General features: G+C 46.0%; 15 protein-coding genes. 8 read left to right on the forward strand and 7 right to left on the reverse strand.

Going from position 1 to position 17,461, the window contains the following annotated elements:
* The first annotated feature begins 70 nt into the window (after positions 1-70).
* Positions 71-538, forward strand: a complete 468-nt coding sequence (locus tag SEDOR53_RS0113490) for an OsmC family protein (RefSeq protein WP_026770200.1) — start codon at positions 71-73, stop codon at positions 536-538.
* Between the two features lie 16 nt (positions 539-554).
* Here SEDOR53_RS0113490 and SEDOR53_RS0113495 read toward each other — a convergent pair whose 3' ends face one another.
* Positions 555-1,937: an alpha-L-fucosidase gene (locus SEDOR53_RS0113495; protein WP_026770201.1), complete on the reverse strand. Its 1,383-nt coding sequence runs from the start codon at positions 1,935-1,937 to the stop codon at positions 555-557.
* A 380-nt stretch (positions 1,938-2,317) separates the two neighbouring features.
* Between SEDOR53_RS0113495 and SEDOR53_RS0113500 the strand changes: the two genes are divergently transcribed.
* Both SEDOR53_RS0113500 and SEDOR53_RS0113505 read left to right on the forward strand, forming a co-directional pair.
* Complete coding sequence (locus tag SEDOR53_RS0113500) at positions 2,318-2,611, forward strand: HigA family addiction module antitoxin (RefSeq protein ID WP_026770202.1); 294 nt, start codon at positions 2,318-2,320, stop codon at positions 2,609-2,611.
* Between the two features lie 17 nt (positions 2,612-2,628).
* A complete protein-coding gene (locus SEDOR53_RS0113505) occupies positions 2,629-2,907 on the forward strand; it encodes a type II toxin-antitoxin system RelE/ParE family toxin (protein ID WP_026770203.1) in 279 nt (92 codons plus the stop codon).
* 7 nt (positions 2,908-2,914) lie between these two features.
* On the opposite strand, the gene SEDOR53_RS0113510 is transcribed toward SEDOR53_RS0113505, so the two are convergent.
* The gene (locus SEDOR53_RS0113510; protein ID WP_051416653.1) at positions 2,915-4,162 is read right to left on the reverse strand and encodes a BamA/TamA family outer membrane protein; all 1,248 of its coding nucleotides are present in this window, start codon (positions 4,160-4,162) and stop codon (positions 2,915-2,917) included.
* Between the two features lie 90 nt (positions 4,163-4,252).
* Between SEDOR53_RS0113510 and SEDOR53_RS0113515 the strand changes: the two genes are divergently transcribed.
* Positions 4,253-5,269, forward strand: a complete 1,017-nt coding sequence (locus SEDOR53_RS0113515) for a LacI family DNA-binding transcriptional regulator (protein WP_026770205.1) — start codon at positions 4,253-4,255, stop codon at positions 5,267-5,269.
* 3 nt (positions 5,270-5,272) lie between these two features.
* Here the strand turns inward: SEDOR53_RS0113515 and kduI are convergent, their stop codons facing one another.
* Positions 5,273-6,118 (reverse strand): 5-dehydro-4-deoxy-D-glucuronate isomerase, encoded by an 846-nt coding sequence (gene kduI, locus SEDOR53_RS0113520; RefSeq protein WP_051416767.1) that lies wholly within the window; start codon positions 6,116-6,118, stop codon positions 5,273-5,275.
* Positions 6,119-6,211: 93 nt separating this feature from the next.
* On the opposite strand from kduI, the gene SEDOR53_RS0113525 reads away from it, so the two are divergent.
* Positions 6,212-7,171 carry an ABC transporter ATP-binding protein gene (locus SEDOR53_RS0113525; RefSeq protein WP_026770207.1) on the forward strand — a complete coding sequence of 320 codons (960 nt, stop codon included), beginning with the start codon at positions 6,212-6,214 and terminating at the stop codon, positions 7,169-7,171.
* Here the strand turns inward: SEDOR53_RS0113525 and SEDOR53_RS18050 are convergent.
* Genes SEDOR53_RS18050 through SEDOR53_RS0113540 form a run of 3 tightly spaced genes read right to left on the reverse strand, consistent with a single transcriptional unit; the run spans position 7,156 to position 12,011 of the window.
* Positions 7,156-10,332: an MFS transporter gene (locus SEDOR53_RS18050; RefSeq protein ID WP_051416654.1), complete on the reverse strand. Its 3,177-nt coding sequence runs from the start codon at positions 10,330-10,332 to the stop codon at positions 7,156-7,158. The genes SEDOR53_RS0113525 and SEDOR53_RS18050 overlap by 16 nt on opposite strands.
* Positions 10,333-10,365: 33 nt before the next feature.
* Positions 10,366-11,631, reverse strand: a complete 1,266-nt coding sequence (locus tag SEDOR53_RS18055; RefSeq protein WP_037361323.1) for a M56 family metallopeptidase — start codon at positions 11,629-11,631, stop codon at positions 10,366-10,368.
* A gap of 23 nt (positions 11,632-11,654) precedes the next feature.
* Positions 11,655-12,011: a BlaI/MecI/CopY family transcriptional regulator gene (locus tag SEDOR53_RS0113540; RefSeq protein WP_026770208.1), complete on the reverse strand. Its 357-nt coding sequence runs from the start codon at positions 12,009-12,011 to the stop codon at positions 11,655-11,657.
* Between the two features lie 265 nt (positions 12,012-12,276).
* Here SEDOR53_RS0113540 and ung point away from each other — a divergent pair, with 265 nt between their 5' ends.
* Both ung and SEDOR53_RS0113550 read left to right on the forward strand, forming a co-directional pair.
* Positions 12,277-12,951, forward strand: coding sequence for a uracil-DNA glycosylase (gene ung, locus SEDOR53_RS0113545; protein WP_026770209.1), 675 nt, complete (start codon positions 12,277-12,279; stop codon positions 12,949-12,951).
* 25 nt (positions 12,952-12,976) lie between these two features.
* Positions 12,977-13,744, forward strand: a complete 768-nt coding sequence (locus tag SEDOR53_RS0113550; RefSeq protein ID WP_026770210.1) for a 1-acyl-sn-glycerol-3-phosphate acyltransferase — start codon at positions 12,977-12,979, stop codon at positions 13,742-13,744.
* Here SEDOR53_RS0113550 and SEDOR53_RS0113555 read toward each other — a convergent pair.
* Positions 13,738-16,362, reverse strand: coding sequence for a putative LPS assembly protein LptD (locus SEDOR53_RS0113555; protein ID WP_157576823.1), 2,625 nt, complete (start codon positions 16,360-16,362; stop codon positions 13,738-13,740). The genes SEDOR53_RS0113550 and SEDOR53_RS0113555 overlap by 7 nt on opposite strands.
* 131 nt (positions 16,363-16,493) lie before the next feature.
* On the opposite strand from SEDOR53_RS0113555, the gene SEDOR53_RS18060 reads away from it, so the two are divergent.
* Positions 16,494-17,453 carry an N-acetylmuramoyl-L-alanine amidase gene (locus SEDOR53_RS18060; protein WP_051416655.1) on the forward strand — a complete coding sequence of 320 codons (960 nt, stop codon included), beginning with the start codon at positions 16,494-16,496 and terminating at the stop codon, positions 17,451-17,453.
* The last annotated feature ends 8 nt before the right edge of the window (positions 17,454-17,461 follow it).

The following is a 17,461-nucleotide window of genomic DNA, read 5'->3' on the forward strand; positions in this document are numbered from 1 at the left end:
GACTAATTTACAGGCGAGCAATTTAGGAACAAGAAAAATACGGAAAACAACGTAAAAGGAGAGATAAAAAATGAAGGAACATCATTATACAACATCCGTTCAATGGACAGGCAATAATGGCTCCGGCACGGATCATTATCGCAATTATGAGCGAAGCCATACCATTAGTGTTGAAGGGAAGGCGGCCATTGCTGCTTCATCCGATCCTTCGTTCCGGGGTGATAAAACAAAATACAACCCGGAAGAATTATTAGTGGCGTCAATATCGTCCTGCCACATGTTGTGGTACCTTCACCTCTGTTCGGAAGCCGGGGTAATCGTAACAGATTATACAGATAATGCTACCGGCATCATGGCAGAAACAGCGGATGGCGGCGGGCATTTTGTTGAAGTTACACTGCACCCCACCGTAACAGTAAAAGAAGCATCCATGATTGACAAAGCGAACGGGTTGCATGAAAAGGCCCATAAGCTTTGCTTTATTGCCAATTCAGTCAACTTCCCTGTAAAACATCAACCGGTAACCAAAGTAGTATAGGATCCGCCAACAGTCCTTATTTCAAACTAAGCTCAATAACCGGTATCTCATAAGGAGGTTTGGCCTTGGGAAGTTTTAACACTAGATCCGTTGTATTACCTCCTGCTTTAAATGGCACTTCAGAATCATCATTCAGGAGCTGTGCATAGCTGATCTTCCCGTTATAATTGGGCAATACCAATTCCCCGTTATCGGGATAATGGAAAAGATGCAGGTATAATTTTTTTGTGTCGGGATTATAAGTCAACCGGTCATCCATCGATGCAGGTAAATTGTATTCGTCAGGCGGAAAAGTGCAATGATAAATAGACGGATGGTGTTCATGCATCCAATAGCCCAGGCTGTCTAACGCATGGGTGGCGCGGTAATCGAATTCGCCACGTGCAGTAGGACCTACATTCAAAATGAGGTTACCCCCGTTTGCAGCAGCAGTGATCAATAAGTCGAGCAATTGGCGCTGGTTTTTCCAGGAATGCTCATCGCGGTAATATCCCCATGAACCGGAAAATGTTTGGCAGGTTTCCCAATATTTTCCTTTGTATTTCAGCAGCTCGGCAGGTTTCACCTGTTCGGGAGTTTCAAAGTCGCCGCCATCTGCATAACCATCCTGGTCGAGTCCCAGCCTGTTATTGACCAGGATACCCGGTTGTAATTTCCTGACCATTTTGATCAGATCCACAGCACCCCAATCTTGCGGATGCTTGCCATGCTTAGCGCCTTTACCCCAGGTCCAATCCAGCCAGAGAATATCGATCTTACCATAGTTGGTCATCAGTTCAGCCACCTGGTTTTTCAGGTATTGTCTGTACCTGGCCATATCGCGGTTTTTATTGAAGCTGCTATATACCTCTTCTTTTTCTTTCTCTCCTAGGTTATCGGCGGGTCTTTGCGGATGCGCATCATCTACCGTATAATCCGGGTGATGCCAGTCGAGCAATGAATAATAGAACCCTACTTTAATTCCTTCTGCACGGAAGGCAGCTACAAATTCTTTTACCAGATCGCGATGCGCTTTTGTATTAGTGGCTTTATAATTTGTGTATTTTGAATCGAACAAACAAAACCCGTCGTGGTGCTTGGTAGTAAGCACTGCATATTGCATCCCGGCCTGTTTGGCTTCTTTCGCCCATTTTTTAGGATCGAACTCATCCGGGTTAAAGTGGTCGAAATATTTTTGGTATTGCTCGTTTGTAAGTCTTTCATTGTGTTTTACCCACTCGTGCCTGGCCGGCAGGGCATATATTCCCCAATGGATAAACATGCCAAAACGCGCATCGGTCCACCATTTGAGGCGTTCGGCTTTTTGTGTGGCCGTTTCATTGAATATTTTCTTTTCTTGTGAAAAGGCATGCTGAACCAAACAGTTTATCAGCAATAAAAACAAAAATGCTTTTTTCATTTAGCAAGTATTTGGCTTAAATATATTGAAAAGTACGCCTATCCCCGGTATTGCAACCGGGAAAAATAGTTTATCTTTAAGAAAGCACCTCTCATTATGACAGAAGCCGAAATATTCTTCACCAAACTGATTGAAAGAATAGGTACAGGTTGCATTCACCCATAAAAATAAATGGCAGCACTTGCCACAGACTCTGCTCAACTCGTAGCAACACTCGAGAAAAAACCGCCCAAGAAGAAAAAATAACAGGAATAAATACCTGATTTTGTTAAGGATAAGAGCATCAACTTAGCAAACTAAAATAAAAGCCAACTTTTCAGCAAGCTTTTGGCCACCCGAAGTGTATACCGTATCTTTACACGTAACAAATTATTACTACAATGGTCAAGCACAAACGCGGCATTAAGCCAGAACACCCAGGCGTCATTTTAAAAGAGCTCTTCCTGGACGAGTTGAATATTTCTGTTACAGAATTTGCCGACAAAATCGGCGTTACCCGAGTTACCGTAAGCCGATTAATCAACGGCCACCAGGGAATCACCGCCGAAATGGCCATCCGCCTCTCGAAAGCATTTCGCAACACTCCCGAACTGTGGCTTAACCTCCAGCGCAACTTCGACCTGTGGGAAGCTGAACATAACAAAGTGATCGAAGTTGAAGCCATTGCCTATTAAACACCCAATCTGATATCATGATCGTTTCTATACAGCACAAAGGTTTGAGGGATTTCTGGATGAAAGGCAATGGGGCCAGGCTGCCAACGGACCAACTACGCAAAATCAAGCTGATTCTGGATATCTTAGATGCAGCAGAAACGATAGAAGCTGTCGACTTCCCAGGCGCCCGACTGCATGCCCTGAAAGGTGATTTAAAAGGGTTCTGGTCCATTACGGTAAAAACAAACTGGAGGATCATTTTTCAATTCGAAGAGGGCAACGCTTACCTAGTTGATTACCTTGACTATCATTAACTCTACATCAGAACACCTCGCCTAAATTCAAGAATAATCCGCTTGACCCGTGCAAACCAAAGCCATAGTCGATACAGACATTTGTTCTCGAAAATTTATTGAATTTGATGCGTAACCCTGCGCCATAACCAGGTTGGAGCACTTCAAAACGGTTGGTGGTCATTTCTGAATAAGATTGCGCATTGGCAAACACTACCCCTCCTATTAATCCGTTGCGGCTAATACCAAAACGGTATTCGGCTTCAAGGTCTACCATATTACGGCTGCGGAAACGACTCTGGACATATCCCCTGCCTGTATTACTATAGGTATCCCAACCGGTACTGGGCAAGTCAAGATAAGGCGGATGTCCGCCCAGGGTAAACAGGTTGTACGACCAAAAAGCCAATGTGTTCCTGGAACCGCTGATAGGGTGAAGGTATTTACGCACATCGATCAGCAGGCTGTTGTAATTTTCATCACTTCCTATCCATTGCATATTCTGACGAAACACGATATTGCTATAAAAGCCGGGATCCGGATTGATAGAGTTCCTCCGCGTGTCGTATAAAAAATCGAGCGACAAGCCCGATGAACGGGAACTGGAAGCAAATCCATATCGCTGAAAATCGGTTATTACCCCCACAGGAGGTGTTAGTTCCTTGATATTATAATGATAATCGAGCTGGTAACCCAGCCCCGTATAGAGGTCATTCCCTATTTTCCGCAGGGCGAACTGGTAAAAACGGATATAATTATAATCCAATTTATAGCCATCTGCTGATTTTGTATTGCCTCCGAGTCCATAAGTATCTTCCGGGTATTTAAGGAATCGCCAGTCACCGATAAAATTATACAGGTTCCCTTTTGTCCATATACTCGATTGCAGCGGAACCACAAACTGCTGTTTCTGCGTGAACATCGGCGCTACCAGTATGGATGATATATTGGCGTCTGCCTGGTCGGTGGTATAGAACGCAATATTACCCGTTACATTAAAAGACAAACCCGTTTGCAGCGAATATTCTATTGCCGGGGACCCAGACAGGTGCAATTTGCCACTGTGCTTCTCACCGGTAGGTCCGCGTTTCGATGCATCTTTTTTCAATACACCCAGAATAATATCGATCACATCTTTTTCAGCCACCGTATCGGCTCTTCGATTGATATTTTGAATGGTATTCTGTGCTCTAAGTGGGTTATTGACTGCCAAACAGATAAAAACAAACAATAAAAGGAAGAAAGGATAATGTGATTTAATGCTGATTTGCTTCAAGGGTACCGGGCTTTACTTAAGAAATCTGTTATTAACGCCAATAAAAATAGCTTAAATTGCCACACAAACAAGAATGCTTCCCAGCACAATATGGCCGACCAGGTTACGATAAAAGATATCGCGCGATTGCTGAATATCTCACCTTCCACGGTGTCCAGGGCATTGAAATCGAGCCATGAGATCAACAAGGAAACACAAAGACTGGTGAAAGAAACAGCCGAGCGGCTTCATTACCGTCCGAATATGGCTGCTCTAAGCCTGGTCAAAGCCAAGACCAAAACCATCGGTGTCATTGTTCCCAACCTGGGGTATTATGTTTTTTCCACCGCATTACAGGGCATCGAAGACGCCGCTTCCAAAAGAGGCTATACGGTGATCGCCTGCCAGTCGATGGAACAATATGAACGCGAGATCAAGAATACACAGGATATGATGCGCAGCAGTGTGGACGGCATCATTTTATCGCTGGCGCAGCACACCAAAGACTACCAGCATATACTGGAATTGCAGCAAAGCGGCATGCCTGTGGTGTTGTTTGATCGCATTGCCGATGAATTGAACACTTCAAAAGTGATCGTTGATAATATGGCCGGCTCTTTCGGCGCCGTTGAACACCTCATTAAAATGGGTTGCCGCCGCATTGCTTATATCGGAGGCCCTTCGGAATTATCCATCAGCAGCCGCCGAAAAGAAGGTTACCGGCTGGCATTGGTGAAATACCATATTCCCATCGATGAACAATTGGTGGTGTATTGCGAATTCAACCACGAGAAAAGTGTGAAAGCAATAACACAACTGCTCAAGCTGAAAAACCCGCCCGATGGTATTTTCACTTGCAGCGACCGGCAGGCCATTGCAGCCATGGTGGCAGCGCAGGCAAAGAAACTGCGTATTCCGGAAGACATTGCTATTGTGGGATTCAATGATGAACCGGTAGTGTCTATCATGTCTCCTGCCCTTTCGAGTGTACGGCAGCCGGCTTTTGAAATGGGACAAATGGCTGCAGGGCTACTGATCGACCAAATTGAACAAGGTAAATCATTCACCCCGCAAACCAAATTGTACACTACCAAACTTGTTAAGCGGGCTTCCTCGAAAAGGAAATAACGCTTAGCGGAGATTTTTTACTTCCAGTTTATCCATATCGGTATAATCCTGGTTCTCTCCCGCCATTCCCCATATAAATGAATAGGATGCCGTTCCGGCTCCCGCATGTATGCTCCACTCGGGCGATACAACGGCCTGGTGATTGTGCATGAATAAATGTCTTGTTTCTGTGGGCTCTCCCATCAGGTGCAATACCACCTGCTCTTCCGGCACGTCGAAATAGAAATACACTTCGTTTCGTCGCAAATGTGTATGCGGCGGGATGGAGTTCCATACGCTGCCGTTCAATAACTCCGTGAATCCCATCACCAACTGGCAGCTTTGTACGCGGCCCGGTAAAATATACTGGTAAATATTGCGGTAATTGGAAGTCAGCGCATCGCCCAGTGTCAGCGGCGTGATGTCTGCTTTACGGATATGTGTTGTAGGATAAGCTGCAGCAGCCAATGCCGAATTGATATAGAACAAAGCGGGCGCTTGTGCATCTGCACTTGCAAATACAACGGACTGCTTGCCTTTACCTATATAAAGACAATCTTTATTGTCCAGTTGATATGATTCGCCATCAACAGTTACCGTTCCTTTGCCGCCTACATTGATGATGCCGACCTCTCTTCTTTCAAGAAAATAATCGGCCTTGGTGAGTTCATAAAAAGCAGGCAGACTCAGTTTTTCCTGAACAGGTTTTACACCCAGTACAATAAAACGGTCCTGCATGGAATAAGTAGCAGTGATGGTATCTTTCTCAAATACTTTCTCCACAAGGAAAGCATTCCGCAACTGTGCGGTATCCATTTTTTTCACTTCCTCGGCGCTGCGGGAAGTCTGGTAACGAAACGAATGTGACATACCGCAAAGTACACCAATAAACCAGATTCGCACCCATTCAGATACCGCAAACGTTTCCGGTGCCAATAACCCGGCGGGTTGTACCTTTAGTCCATGCATTTGCTCTCCGTATCTTCCCTCAATAAGCAACAAGGCAGTTTTGCATTAAAGGATATTTCTTTTCAGCAATTACCCTTCCAAAAGATCGCTATCGCCGGAGAAACGGGTTCCGGTAAAAGCACACTGCTTAAAATCATAGCGGGACTGGTACAGCCCGATGCCGGGCAGGTATTGTTTGAAGGAAAACGTGTAACAGGTCCTCTTGAGCAACTGGTTCCGGGTCACCCCGGCATTGCTTATCTCTCGCAGCATTATGAGTTGCGCAACAACTACCGCATGGAAGAGTTGCTCGAATATGCCAACAAGTTACCGGAAGAAAAAGCACAAGCATTGTACCGGCTCTGCCGCATCGATCACCTGCTGAAAAGAAAGAATGATCAATTATCGGGCGGAGAGAAACAACGCATTGCATTGGCAAAGCTGCTGACCCAAACGCCCAGGTTGTTGTTACTCGATGAACCCTTCTCCAACCTCGACCCCATTCACAAAAACATATTGAAGCGCGTGCTGGAAGATATCGGCAAAGAATGGCAAATCACCTGCCTGCTCACTTCTCACGATCCGCTCGACACCTTATCCTGGGCCGATGAGATCATTGCCATGAAAGATGGACAGATCATACAACAAGCACCCGCACAAGAAATATACCGTAACCCTGTAAACGATTATGTAGCCGGGCTCTTTGGCAGTTACAACAGATTCGACAAGACCGATGTTGTACTGTTCCCTTCATTAAGCACCTTGCCTATGAACGGGAAACCCCTTTACCTGCGCCCCGAACAATTCCGCGTAGTAACTGCTGCTGATGCTAATGCTGTGAAAGGTGCCATACAACAGATCAGTTTTTGGGGAAGTTATTATGAGATACAGGTGCTCATAGGTCACAAGCAGGTAGTAGTAAAAACCATGCAGCCACCAGAGCCGCAACAGGAATGGCTTTACCTCTCGTTTTGAGTTTTTAATTTGTTCAGTATCTCCAGCATGCGGCTGGCTTCCTGCCAATCGTATTGCAAACCATCGGCTTTTTCAGTAGCGAGTTGCTGGTAATAACGCACCTGTTCCTGCAAATCTTTTTTCAATGAAGCCGTTACTTTCTGAATCAGCCGCTCATCACCGGCGCGATAGCATGCATCGAGGAAATACATCGACTGCCGATTGTGGTCGTTCCCCCTCGACACCATTCCGTAAGGAAAATTGTGTTCATCTATCAAAACATCTGCCCTTTCCAATATTTTGATGGCATCCTGTTTCCGGTTTTTCCCGCAGAGGTCGATGGCCAGCTCTGCCATGGTACGACGAAGTAAGTTGAGCTGAAGACGGTTTGGTTCATCAAAATAAACACCGGGTATTTGCGCATTGCCCGAACTGAAATGATGCAAAACAATATCCATGGAACGGTCTGTATTGATGGGTGACTGAAGCACCGGCACCAATTGATACACCATGCCTTCTTTGCGCAAATTATTGCCAAAGCCCAGGTCGTCGTAAGGTCCGGAAAAACAGATGGGTCGCTTCCATTGGTTGGCGGCAATGATATTCAATATGGCCAGATCGTTCTTGTACAGGTATCGCTTTGTGATCTCAAAACGCATCTCTTTTTGTACACTGTCCGTTGCATTCACTGTTCCATTCGCACGCACCAATTGTTCATTAACCGGAACGGAAAAACGGGTCACCGGTAAATTAACATACCCTCTGTTATCGAGGTGACTATCATCTCCTAAATAATTTTTCATTACATCATACAGATCATAATACCTGTCTTGCGGAAAGCCTGGCTGTGGCTGGCAAATGGCTATACTGCGTTTATCACCCAGTATCTGGTCTTTGGTCCAGATCACATCCACCGGTGCGCTTTGATTAATTTTGTAGCGCAACTGGTTGATGCACCAGTCGGCAGCAATCAGCGTAGTGATCACTACCCTTACATCGGGCCGTATGCCTTCCACTTCCTGTGCATACCATAGTGGATAGGTATCGTTATCAGCAAAAGTGAATAAGATGGCATTGGGCGGACAACTCTCCAGGTAATTACGCGCCATATCGCGCGCCAGTTGCTTTTGGCTCCTGTCGTGATCGTCCCATTCCTGTTGCGCCATCAACGCTGGAATACCCAGCAGTAATAAAATGGCGCCCAACGCAAGCGATTTACCATAACGTTGTTGCTTCAGTGCTTTATCGGTAAAATACAAAACTCCCAATCCTATCCAGATGGCAAATGCATAGAATGAACCCACATAAGCATAATCCCTTTCGCGCGGTTGCATGCCCGATTGGTTGATGTACAATACAATGCCTATCCCGGTAACCACGAAAAGCATCATTACAACAATAGCATGTTCACTGTTCTTTTTAAAATGATAGAGCATGCCTATCAATCCTAATATCAACGGCAGGGCGAATAATTTGTTATTGGCTTTGTTGTGTTTCAGGCTATCGGGCAGTGCAGACTGGTCTCCATAAAAAATATGGTCAATGAAAGGTATGCCGGTGATCCAGTTGCCATCGCGCACATTGTCTGTAAACAACCCCTGTGCATCATTTTGCCGGCCGCTGAAGTTCCAAAGGAAATAACGCCAGTACATATAGTAATTCTGATAGCGGAGAAAAAAAGAAAGATTGTCTGCAAAACCAGGACTGCTATCGTAACTGCCGTCTTTCAGTTTGCGTGCCCCCATGAACTGGGCATAATAATCTGCATGCGACTGTTCGTTGCTCATATCCCACATGCGCGGAAAGATCATCTGGTCTTCCTGTGCAAATACAGGATATTCATTCTTGCCCACTTCTACATATTGCCCATGATTACCCTTGCCGTATTTTGTTGATCCCACTTTGTAATCGATGGGACGGGCAGTGAATTTTTGTCCGTATAAAAGCGGAAAATCTCCGTATTGCTCTCTTCCCAGGTAACCATACAGGTTCATAGGGTTATCTACATTGAACATATCCACACCGGGATCTGCATTGCTGCGTATCATGGTGGTAACATAAGGACTGTAGCCAAACAATATAAACACCATACACCAGAGTCCCAGGTTGAGCATAGGCCATTTCTTTTTATTGGCATAACGCAAAGCTGCCCATACGCCTGCTGCTACCAGTATGAAGAAAAAAGTAAATCCCGAAAAGAACGGCAATCTCAGTGAATTCACAAAGAACAGATCGAAACTGCCGGCAGCTTTGATGGAATACTGAATAACGCCTATCTGTACAAACAATTCCACTGCACAGCTTAGCAACAGGAAAACATACACGCTGCCAAAAAAGGCTTTTTGTTTTTTGCCTATCCATTCTGCCAGGTACAGGCCTGCGATTACCAACAACGTGCCGAGAAAAAACAAACCGGCTACCGTTCCATCGAATGATTGTCCGTCCGGTGTGTCACGCTGCGCCATGAACAAAGCGCCCAGTGTGGCCACTATGCCACCTATGCATACGACCCACAGAAAATATTTTTTAACCAGGCGATATTCAAACCGGTCTTTCCTTCTGAAATAATAGACCATCACAATGGCTGGTATGTCGAGTATACTCAACAGGTGTACACCGATGGACATACCAATAAGAAAAAAAATAAAAACGATCCACCTGTCGGCCTGCGGCTCATCGGCTCTCTCTTCCCATTTGCAAATACACCAGAACACAATGGCGGTAAAAAAAGAACTCATGGCATACACTTCCCCTTCCACGGCGCTGAACCAGAACGAATCGGAAAAAGTAAAAGCCAGGGCGCCCACTGCACCTGCGCCCATAATGGAAATGATCTGCGTGTTGTTAAGTGTTGGAGCATTACGCAACAGTAATCTTTTGGCCATATGTGTGATGGTCCAGAATAAAAAAAGGATGGTAAACCCGCTCGCCAGGGCACTCATGCAGTTGACGGCTTTGGCAGCATTGAGCGGATGATCTCCGAATGCCACAATGAACAACCTGCCCAAGAGCACGAACAGCGGCGCGCCCGGCGGATGCGGTATCTGCACTTTGAAACAGCAGCTTACAAATTCGCCGCAATCCCAAAAACTACCCCCTGCTTCTATTGTAAGCAGGTACACCGTACAGGCGATCAGGCACACGACCCACCCTGTGATATTATTCACTGTTTTAAAATTCATCCCGGATTTTGTTTGGATTAAAGAAACCGCTGTTTAATGCACCCTGTTTATGATTTTTTCTTGTTTGATGAGGGTTTGGTCTTTTGCTTTCTGATCGTATCCGTTTCCCTGCGCCAATCTTACCTGTTGTATACCGGCATTCGCAATATGAATGGCTATTTCAACAGCAAAACGTTGCGGCGAAAGCGTGGTATCGATCGTGAACCGGATGGCATTACCGGGTAAGTTGGCATATCCGTGTTGTTCCAATAATGTCCTGAGCCTGTCTTTTTCTTTACTCATCAATCCCAGGCTCAACGCAGCGCCAGGTTTGAGCAGGCAATTCCGTTGATCTTCTTTGACGATGGCTTCCACACGCGCATCATTGATACGATAAGTGAGTGATGATAAATTGTATGGTTCACCATCCGCTTTTTTGATGCTGTGCTTACCTGATGTTTGCCCGAAAGCGACTGCCAGCATCACGATCAGGGGCAGTACCACAGCGAATTTTAGCAGGTGAACACCGGCCGTACGGTCGCGGTTCATCATTTCAATTCTTTTTTTCAATGAAGGGAAGAGAAAGGGACTGGCCAGTTGAAATCCCTGGTCTTCCCTGGCTACTTTTAAAAGCAGGTACTGGTAACCCTTCCGGTTATGTCCTTCCTGCAACACCTGCTCGTCTGCAATGAATTCCAGGTTCTGCTTGGCCGCCTGCCTGATGAGCCATGCGAATGGGTTGAACCAGTTGATAATGCATACCCATTCCATCAGCAGTACGTCTATCGTATGCTTTTGTTGTACATGCACCAGTTCGTGGCGGATGATCTTTTCAAATTCTTCTTCATTATACAAATGCCTGTTCAGGTAAACATGGTTGCCGAATGAAAAGGGCGACTGTTCATTGGGTAACTGGTAAAATGCATATTGCCTTTCATGCAGTAACGGCGCAGAGCGGCGCAATTTTTTCAATGAAGTCAATTGCATCAGCATCCGCACCAGCATAACCAGTGATCCCACCAGGAATACCGGCAGCAATACCTGCCATAAAGCCATGCGTTCCGGCGCAGTTGATGCGATTGCGGCCTGGTCTTTCTCCAGTGAAAACTGCCTGATGAATGTAACTGCCGCCGAAGGCTGGTCAGACATCAGCGCATCCACCGGTAACAATGGGATAATAAAAGCCAGCGAAGTGGCCAGCAAAAGAAAATACCGGTTCCATGCATAGTACGTCAGCGGACGCAGCAACCAATAATAAAACAGGTACACCACACCCAAACAGAGTGAGGCTTTGATCAGGTAATCAAACAACTGTGACATAATCGCTGTTTTGATTTTTGATTTTATTTCTTCTCAATCATTTCAATGAGTTCCTGTAATTCTTTTGGTTTGAGCTTTTTTTGTTTGATGAAAAAACTGACCATGTCCTTATAGGAATTATTGAAATAGTTTTTCGCAAAACCCTGCATGAGCTTTTGCTTATATACTTCTTCTGATACCTGCGGAGTGTAGAGATAAGTATTCCCCATCAGCCGGCTGCCTACATACCCTTTCTTCTCCAGGTTCTTAATGGTGGAAGCCAGGGTAGTATACGGCGGCTTAGGATCTGGCATGTATTCGAGGAACGCTTTGGTCGTATTCTCGCCTGCGCTCCAGATAGCCTGCATCACGTCTTCTTCCTGTTTGGTTAATTTTTCCATACCCTGCAAATTACGATTGTTTCGTAAATCTACGAAGTTTTCGTAAATATCAGAATCTTTTTAACTTTCTTTTCACCCGTCATCCTGAGCGAGCGAAGAACGTCATCCTGAGCGAGCGAAGCGAGTCGAAGGACCTGCTGAACAATCGGGCAGATCCCTCGGCTGCGCTCGGGATGACGAACGCAAGACGCTCGGGATGACGGACGAGAAGCGCTCGGGATGACGATGGGTTTTAGTATTTTCGTGTCAGACAGACTGTAGACCTATGGACGTTAAAATTGAGCCCAGTTGGAAGGAGGTATTGAAACAGGAATTCACCAAGCCTTATTTCCTGCAGGTAACCACCCACCTGAAAACAGAAAGAGCCACCGGCGCGGTGATCTATCCGCCCGGCTCACTCATTTTCAATGCGTTCGAACAAACACCTTTCGATCAGCTTAAAGTAGTAATACTGGGACAGGACCCTTATCATGGTCCGGGGCAGGCACATGGCCTGAGCTTCTCTGTTCCCGATGGCGTTCATCCCCCGCCTTCGCTGGTCAATATTTATAAAGAGTTGAACCGAGACATCGGCATGCCCATTCCTTCCACCGGCAATCTTACCAAATGGGCAAAACAGGGCGTATTATTATTGAACGCGGTATTAACGGTGCGAGCCAATGAACCTGCCAGTCATTCCAAGATCGGGTGGATGGATTTTACCGATGCAGTCATCCGTAAAATATCACAGGAGAAAGAAGGCGTTGTATTTTTATTATGGGGCCGCTTTGCACAGGAAAAACAGGTATTGATCGATGAGACCAAACACTCCGTACTCAAGGCAGCCCACCCCTCTCCATTCAGCGCCGACAAAGGTTTTTTTGGCTGCAAACATTTCAGCAGAACCAATGAAATATTGACCAAAGAAGGACTGGAACCTATTGACTGGAATCCCGCCTAATGATCTTATCGTAATATTGTCATTCATGAGTACGCATTCAAAGAAAAACAGGTATCCGTTTTACATACAGGTATTCGCCCGCATCTGGGCCACCTGGGCATTGGTATTGTTTATCATCACCATGTTCATCGCCATGGTTTTTTATCTTCCCTGTTTTTTCCTGCCAGAACCGCTCAAAGCCAGGTGGCACAGGCGTGTATCCAGGGGATGGATGCGTGTATTCCTGTTTTTGATCGGCTGTCCTTTGAAAGTAAAAGGAAAATCACAATTTCAGAAGGGCCAGAACTATATCGTGGTATGCAACCACAACAGCCTCATGGATGTACCGGTAAGCACGCCGTTTATGCCACAGGCCAATAAAACGATTGCTAAAAAAAGTTTTGCGCGCATTCCTGTATTCGGATGGATCTATTCTTTCGGTAGCGTGCTGGTAGACCGAAGCAACGATGAGAGCCGCCGCAAAAGTTATGAAGCCATGAAGCAGGTGTTGCAAACCGGTCTCGATATGGTCATTTACCCCGAAGGCACACGCAACAAAACAGGGCAACCGCTGAAGAGCTTTTATGATGGCGCTTTCAAACTATCTGCCGACACCGGCAAACCCATCATCCCTGCCATACTCCTCTATACGGGGAAAGTATTACCCGCAGATCAATTTTTCTTCCTCCTGCCCCATCACCTGGAAATGCATTTTCTGCCTCCCATACAACCTGCAAACAATGATGCAAAAGCATTGAAAGAACAGGTATTTCAACAGATGTGGCAATACCTCGAATCGCAAGGAAATCAATAACTGGAGAAACTACGGCTGCGGTTGATGCGCAGATCGCGCAGGATGCCCGACTTGGGATTGAGGGTAATATTGAAAGAACGGTACAATCCGATGGGCGTTACGTTGATAGACATTTGCCAGCAGTGCATTTCACGGCTGATGAACATGCTGAACTGTTGCAACTTGGCAGTAGAGAAATCATAATAACCTGTGGTGCCCATTTTCCATTTCTCTGTAAGGCTGAAATCGCCATTGAAGTTGGCGCTGGAATAGGTCTTGGTCTCAAATCCCGAATAATCGCTCTTCAACACATTGTTGAATGTGAGTGAATAAGACAATGAAAGCGTCCATGGAATATCGAAGTCGGTGAATTCTGCCGGATTGGCCCTGGCAAACTGTAACTGCCGCTGCTGTTCATCGGGCGTCATGAAAGGATCCACCGGAATGTTTTTATCTTTTTCTTTGGGATCCTTTCCATCTCTCGTTTTACTCTGGAACTGTGTAGAGATAGCCAGGTTACCCGATGTAAGCCTGCCGAATTTCAATTTCGTAGGATCCAGTATCAGTCGGTTAACACGATAGCCCCTGTTGTCTATAGCATAAGGATCGAGGATGGCGCCTGCCGTTACATTGATCTTTTCAAACAGAGTGCTTCTCGCATAAATATTGATATTGCTCAGCGCAAAACTATCTGCCATCAGGTTATAGGAAGAATTGAAACCGAAACCATCAATGAGTTTTACTTTACGCGTTGCCTTACCTGTACTGTCTTTTTTATCCTTCACTTTCATCTCCAGCAGGTTATCCACACCAAAAGATAGACCTCCGAATGTTCCCTCCCCAAATGGCCCTATGATGCCACCATCGAATTGCGAAACGCGTATCTGCCTGCCCGATGAATCGATCCGCAGGTTATAAAAATATTTCGAAGCCATATCGGGCTTATAGTTCAGTGAAATAGTGGGCCTGATCTCGTGCCGGATGCCTACTACATTGCTATGAGGTCCGAACTTGTACGTACCAAAGATGCGGGTGCTGGCACTCAATCCGAAACTCATTTGCCTTGCCGTATACAGTCCTTTTTGTATCGTGGTATCTACCTTCTGCCTGGAAGTATCCCAATGGCGCAGGATGCGCTGGCCATACCATCTTTCTTCATACGATACACTGGGACTGATCGTTACAGGTCCCAATGAAGGCAATGATAAACTGATGGGCAGGGTATGCTGCGCACCCCATTGCAGGGTATCGAGCATGCGCCTGAAATTGAAATTGGTATCGTAAAAAGATAATTGGTTGATGAAGTTGCCACTGTAACCGATACCTATTTTCTCATACCATTTTCCGGAGCCTATCTGGTCTTTTTTCTGGAAGGGATAAAAAGTAACTACGTTCACGTTGGCCGTAGGCAGGTTGAGGTTCACCAGCCGCGTTACACTGTTCTGGTTATGATTGGCATTGAGCGAAATGTTCACTTTTCCATTCCAGTCTTTCGAATAACTGATAGAAGAGTTCAATTGGTTCTGGAAATTCTGGAAAGGATTGTTCAGCAATGTCTGGTTAAAGCGTGTACTACCGAAGTTCACATTGGCGCTGAACGAAGTTCCCGGCCGCGCCCGGCTATCGCGCGAATGGCTCCAGTTGATCATGAATGAATGTGAAGAACTGAATTCGTCCTTACTGCTACCAGACCGGTTCAGGCTCTTCGTATTCTGAAAAGTGAGGTTCACACTCCCCGTAAAATGGTATCGCTGGATGTATTTGGAATTCAGGTTCAGGTTCCACCCCCCATACGAATACAGGTTGGCCCTGGTGGTGAGGTCTACATAATCGTTGATCACTTTATAATAACCCAGTCCTTCCAATCCCAATCCAAAATCTTCACTTGCCGTAAACGCCGGCGCCAATATACCCGAATGACGCCCCCTATATAAGGGGAAGAGGCCAAAGGGAATACCAATGGGCACCGGCACGCCTTCGAATTCTGCAAATGCAGGTCCGGATACACCCAGTTTGTTGTTGATGATCTTCATCTTCCTTGTACGGAACGCAAAATGTGGTGTATCGAGGTTACAGGTGGTGAGGCGGGCCCAGCCGGCAAATGCCTCGTCGGGACTCACCTTTTTCAGCACCCGCGCATTCACATACAATTCTCCTTCCTGCAAAAAAGTATTCTTAACCTGTCCCTTTCCTGTTTTAAGGTTGAAAAAAATGGAATCGCTCACCGTTTTCATGTCACTCTGCAGGAAAAGCGGTTTACTGAGCGGGTTACCAGTGCTGTCGAGCGAGCCGAATGCTTTCACTGTCTGCGTTTGCTGGTCAAACCCAATGGTGGCCGCTTCCAACTGCATGTCTTTATAATCGGTCTTGGCCTTCCCATACAAATAGAAAGCTTTGGTGTCTACCACCAGCACACCTGAATCTTCTGCACTGTATTTGACGGGCGCATCCAGCGAATCTTTGGATATCTTCAGTGTATCTATGTGGCGGGCGGTACTATCTGTTTTTTTCCTGATGGTTGTATCGGCAATACCCTTTGTGGTATCAGGCCGGGGCGCGGTCGTATCGGCATTCCAAAAAAGTTGGTGAATGGCAGCAGGGCCTCCCGATACAGGCTGAATAAATATTAATATGAGCAAATATCCGGCTACAACAATAGACAGCCAGGTTTTTACGTTAATTTTACAGCGTTTGCACATATTCACGTGGGCAAAAATAGTGTCAAATTGGTGGAAATAGAATTCTAAAAAAAATCCTTTAACGTATTGATATGATGCGTAGTAGATATGCTGCTTTGGTTTTGTTAAGTTTCGGTGCACTGTTGTTATCTTCTTTTTCTCTCTCCAATGGTAGTAAACCCTACCAGAAACAGGTTTTAAGAAGAATTGTGATTGATCCGGGTCATGGGGGGCATGATAACGGCGCCCGCGGCCGCTATTCCAATGAGAAAGACATTGCCCTGGCCGTTGCCCTCAAGCTGGAGCAGGCATTGCATGATGAATTGCCCGATGTGGATGTAGTGCTCACGCGCCGGTCCGATGTTTATCATTCCGTGGTAACCAAAGCCAGTATTGCCAACCAGGCCAAAGGCGATCTGTTCGTATGTATCCATGCCAATTCTGCCGACCCCATCACACACAAGGAATTGGAAGGCCATAAAACCGAAACCTACTATAAAGGCAAGGGCAAGAAAAGAAAAAAATACACCCGCAGAGTACCCGTATATCATTACTGGCATACCCCCAGTCCGGTAAAAGGCACAGAGACCTTTATTTACGGAGTAGGTAAAACCGAGCAACGAAAAGAAGCTGCCAGTGAAGGTTTGGATGAATCACTGGATAGCATTTCACTCAAAGAGATCAAAGCCCTGGAAGAGCAGGATGCCAATGATCCCACCAAACGCATGCTGGCTTCCGTGATGACCCAGCAGTATTTCCAGCGCAGTGCCAAGCTGGCCCTCACCATTGAAAATCAATTCCAGCAAGTTGGCCGCATCAGCCGCGAAGCGAAGCAAAGACAAAAAGGTATCTGGGTATTACAAGCAGTTTCCATGCCCGCCGTGCTGGTAGAAACAGGGTTTATTTCCAATCCGGAAGAAGAAGATTACCTGAACAGCGCTACAGGACAACAGGAGATCGCAGACGTTATCACCCGGTCTATCAAAATTTATAAATCCTCACTGGAAAAGCAGTTGCGATCATCGGGCAGCAACAGTACGCAGCAGAAATAGGGCACTTA

The organism is Asinibacterium sp. OR53, from assembly GCF_000515315.1.
GTDB lineage: Bacteria > Bacteroidota > Bacteroidia > Chitinophagales > Chitinophagaceae > Sediminibacterium.

Coding starts and splice junctions, on each gene's coding strand:
- SEDOR53_RS0113490 (WP_026770200.1), top strand. CDS start 71: ATGAAGGAACATCATTATACAACATCCGTTCAATGGACAGGCAATAAT.
- SEDOR53_RS0113495 (WP_026770201.1), bottom strand. CDS start 1,937: ATGAAAAAAGCATTTTTGTTTTTATTGCTGATAAACTGTTTGGTTCAG.
- SEDOR53_RS0113500 (WP_026770202.1), top strand. CDS start 2,318: ATGGTCAAGCACAAACGCGGCATTAAGCCAGAACACCCAGGCGTCATT.
- SEDOR53_RS0113505 (WP_026770203.1), top strand. CDS start 2,629: ATGATCGTTTCTATACAGCACAAAGGTTTGAGGGATTTCTGGATGAAA.
- SEDOR53_RS0113515 (WP_026770205.1), top strand. CDS start 4,253: ATGGCCGACCAGGTTACGATAAAAGATATCGCGCGATTGCTGAATATC.
- kduI (WP_051416767.1), bottom strand. CDS start 6,118: ATGTCACATTCGTTTCGTTACCAGACTTCCCGCAGCGCCGAGGAAGTG.
- SEDOR53_RS0113525 (WP_026770207.1), top strand. CDS start 6,212: ATGCATTTGCTCTCCGTATCTTCCCTCAATAAGCAACAAGGCAGTTTT.
- SEDOR53_RS18050 (WP_051416654.1), bottom strand. CDS start 10,332: ATGAATTTTAAAACAGTGAATAATATCACAGGGTGGGTCGTGTGCCTG.
- SEDOR53_RS18055 (WP_037361323.1), bottom strand. CDS start 11,631: ATGTCACAGTTGTTTGATTACCTGATCAAAGCCTCACTCTGTTTGGGT.
- SEDOR53_RS0113540 (WP_026770208.1), bottom strand. CDS start 12,011: ATGGAAAAATTAACCAAACAGGAAGAAGACGTGATGCAGGCTATCTGG.
- ung (WP_026770209.1), top strand. CDS start 12,277: ATGGACGTTAAAATTGAGCCCAGTTGGAAGGAGGTATTGAAACAGGAA.
- SEDOR53_RS0113550 (WP_026770210.1), top strand. CDS start 12,977: ATGAGTACGCATTCAAAGAAAAACAGGTATCCGTTTTACATACAGGTA.
- SEDOR53_RS18060 (WP_051416655.1), top strand. CDS start 16,494: ATGATGCGTAGTAGATATGCTGCTTTGGTTTTGTTAAGTTTCGGTGCA.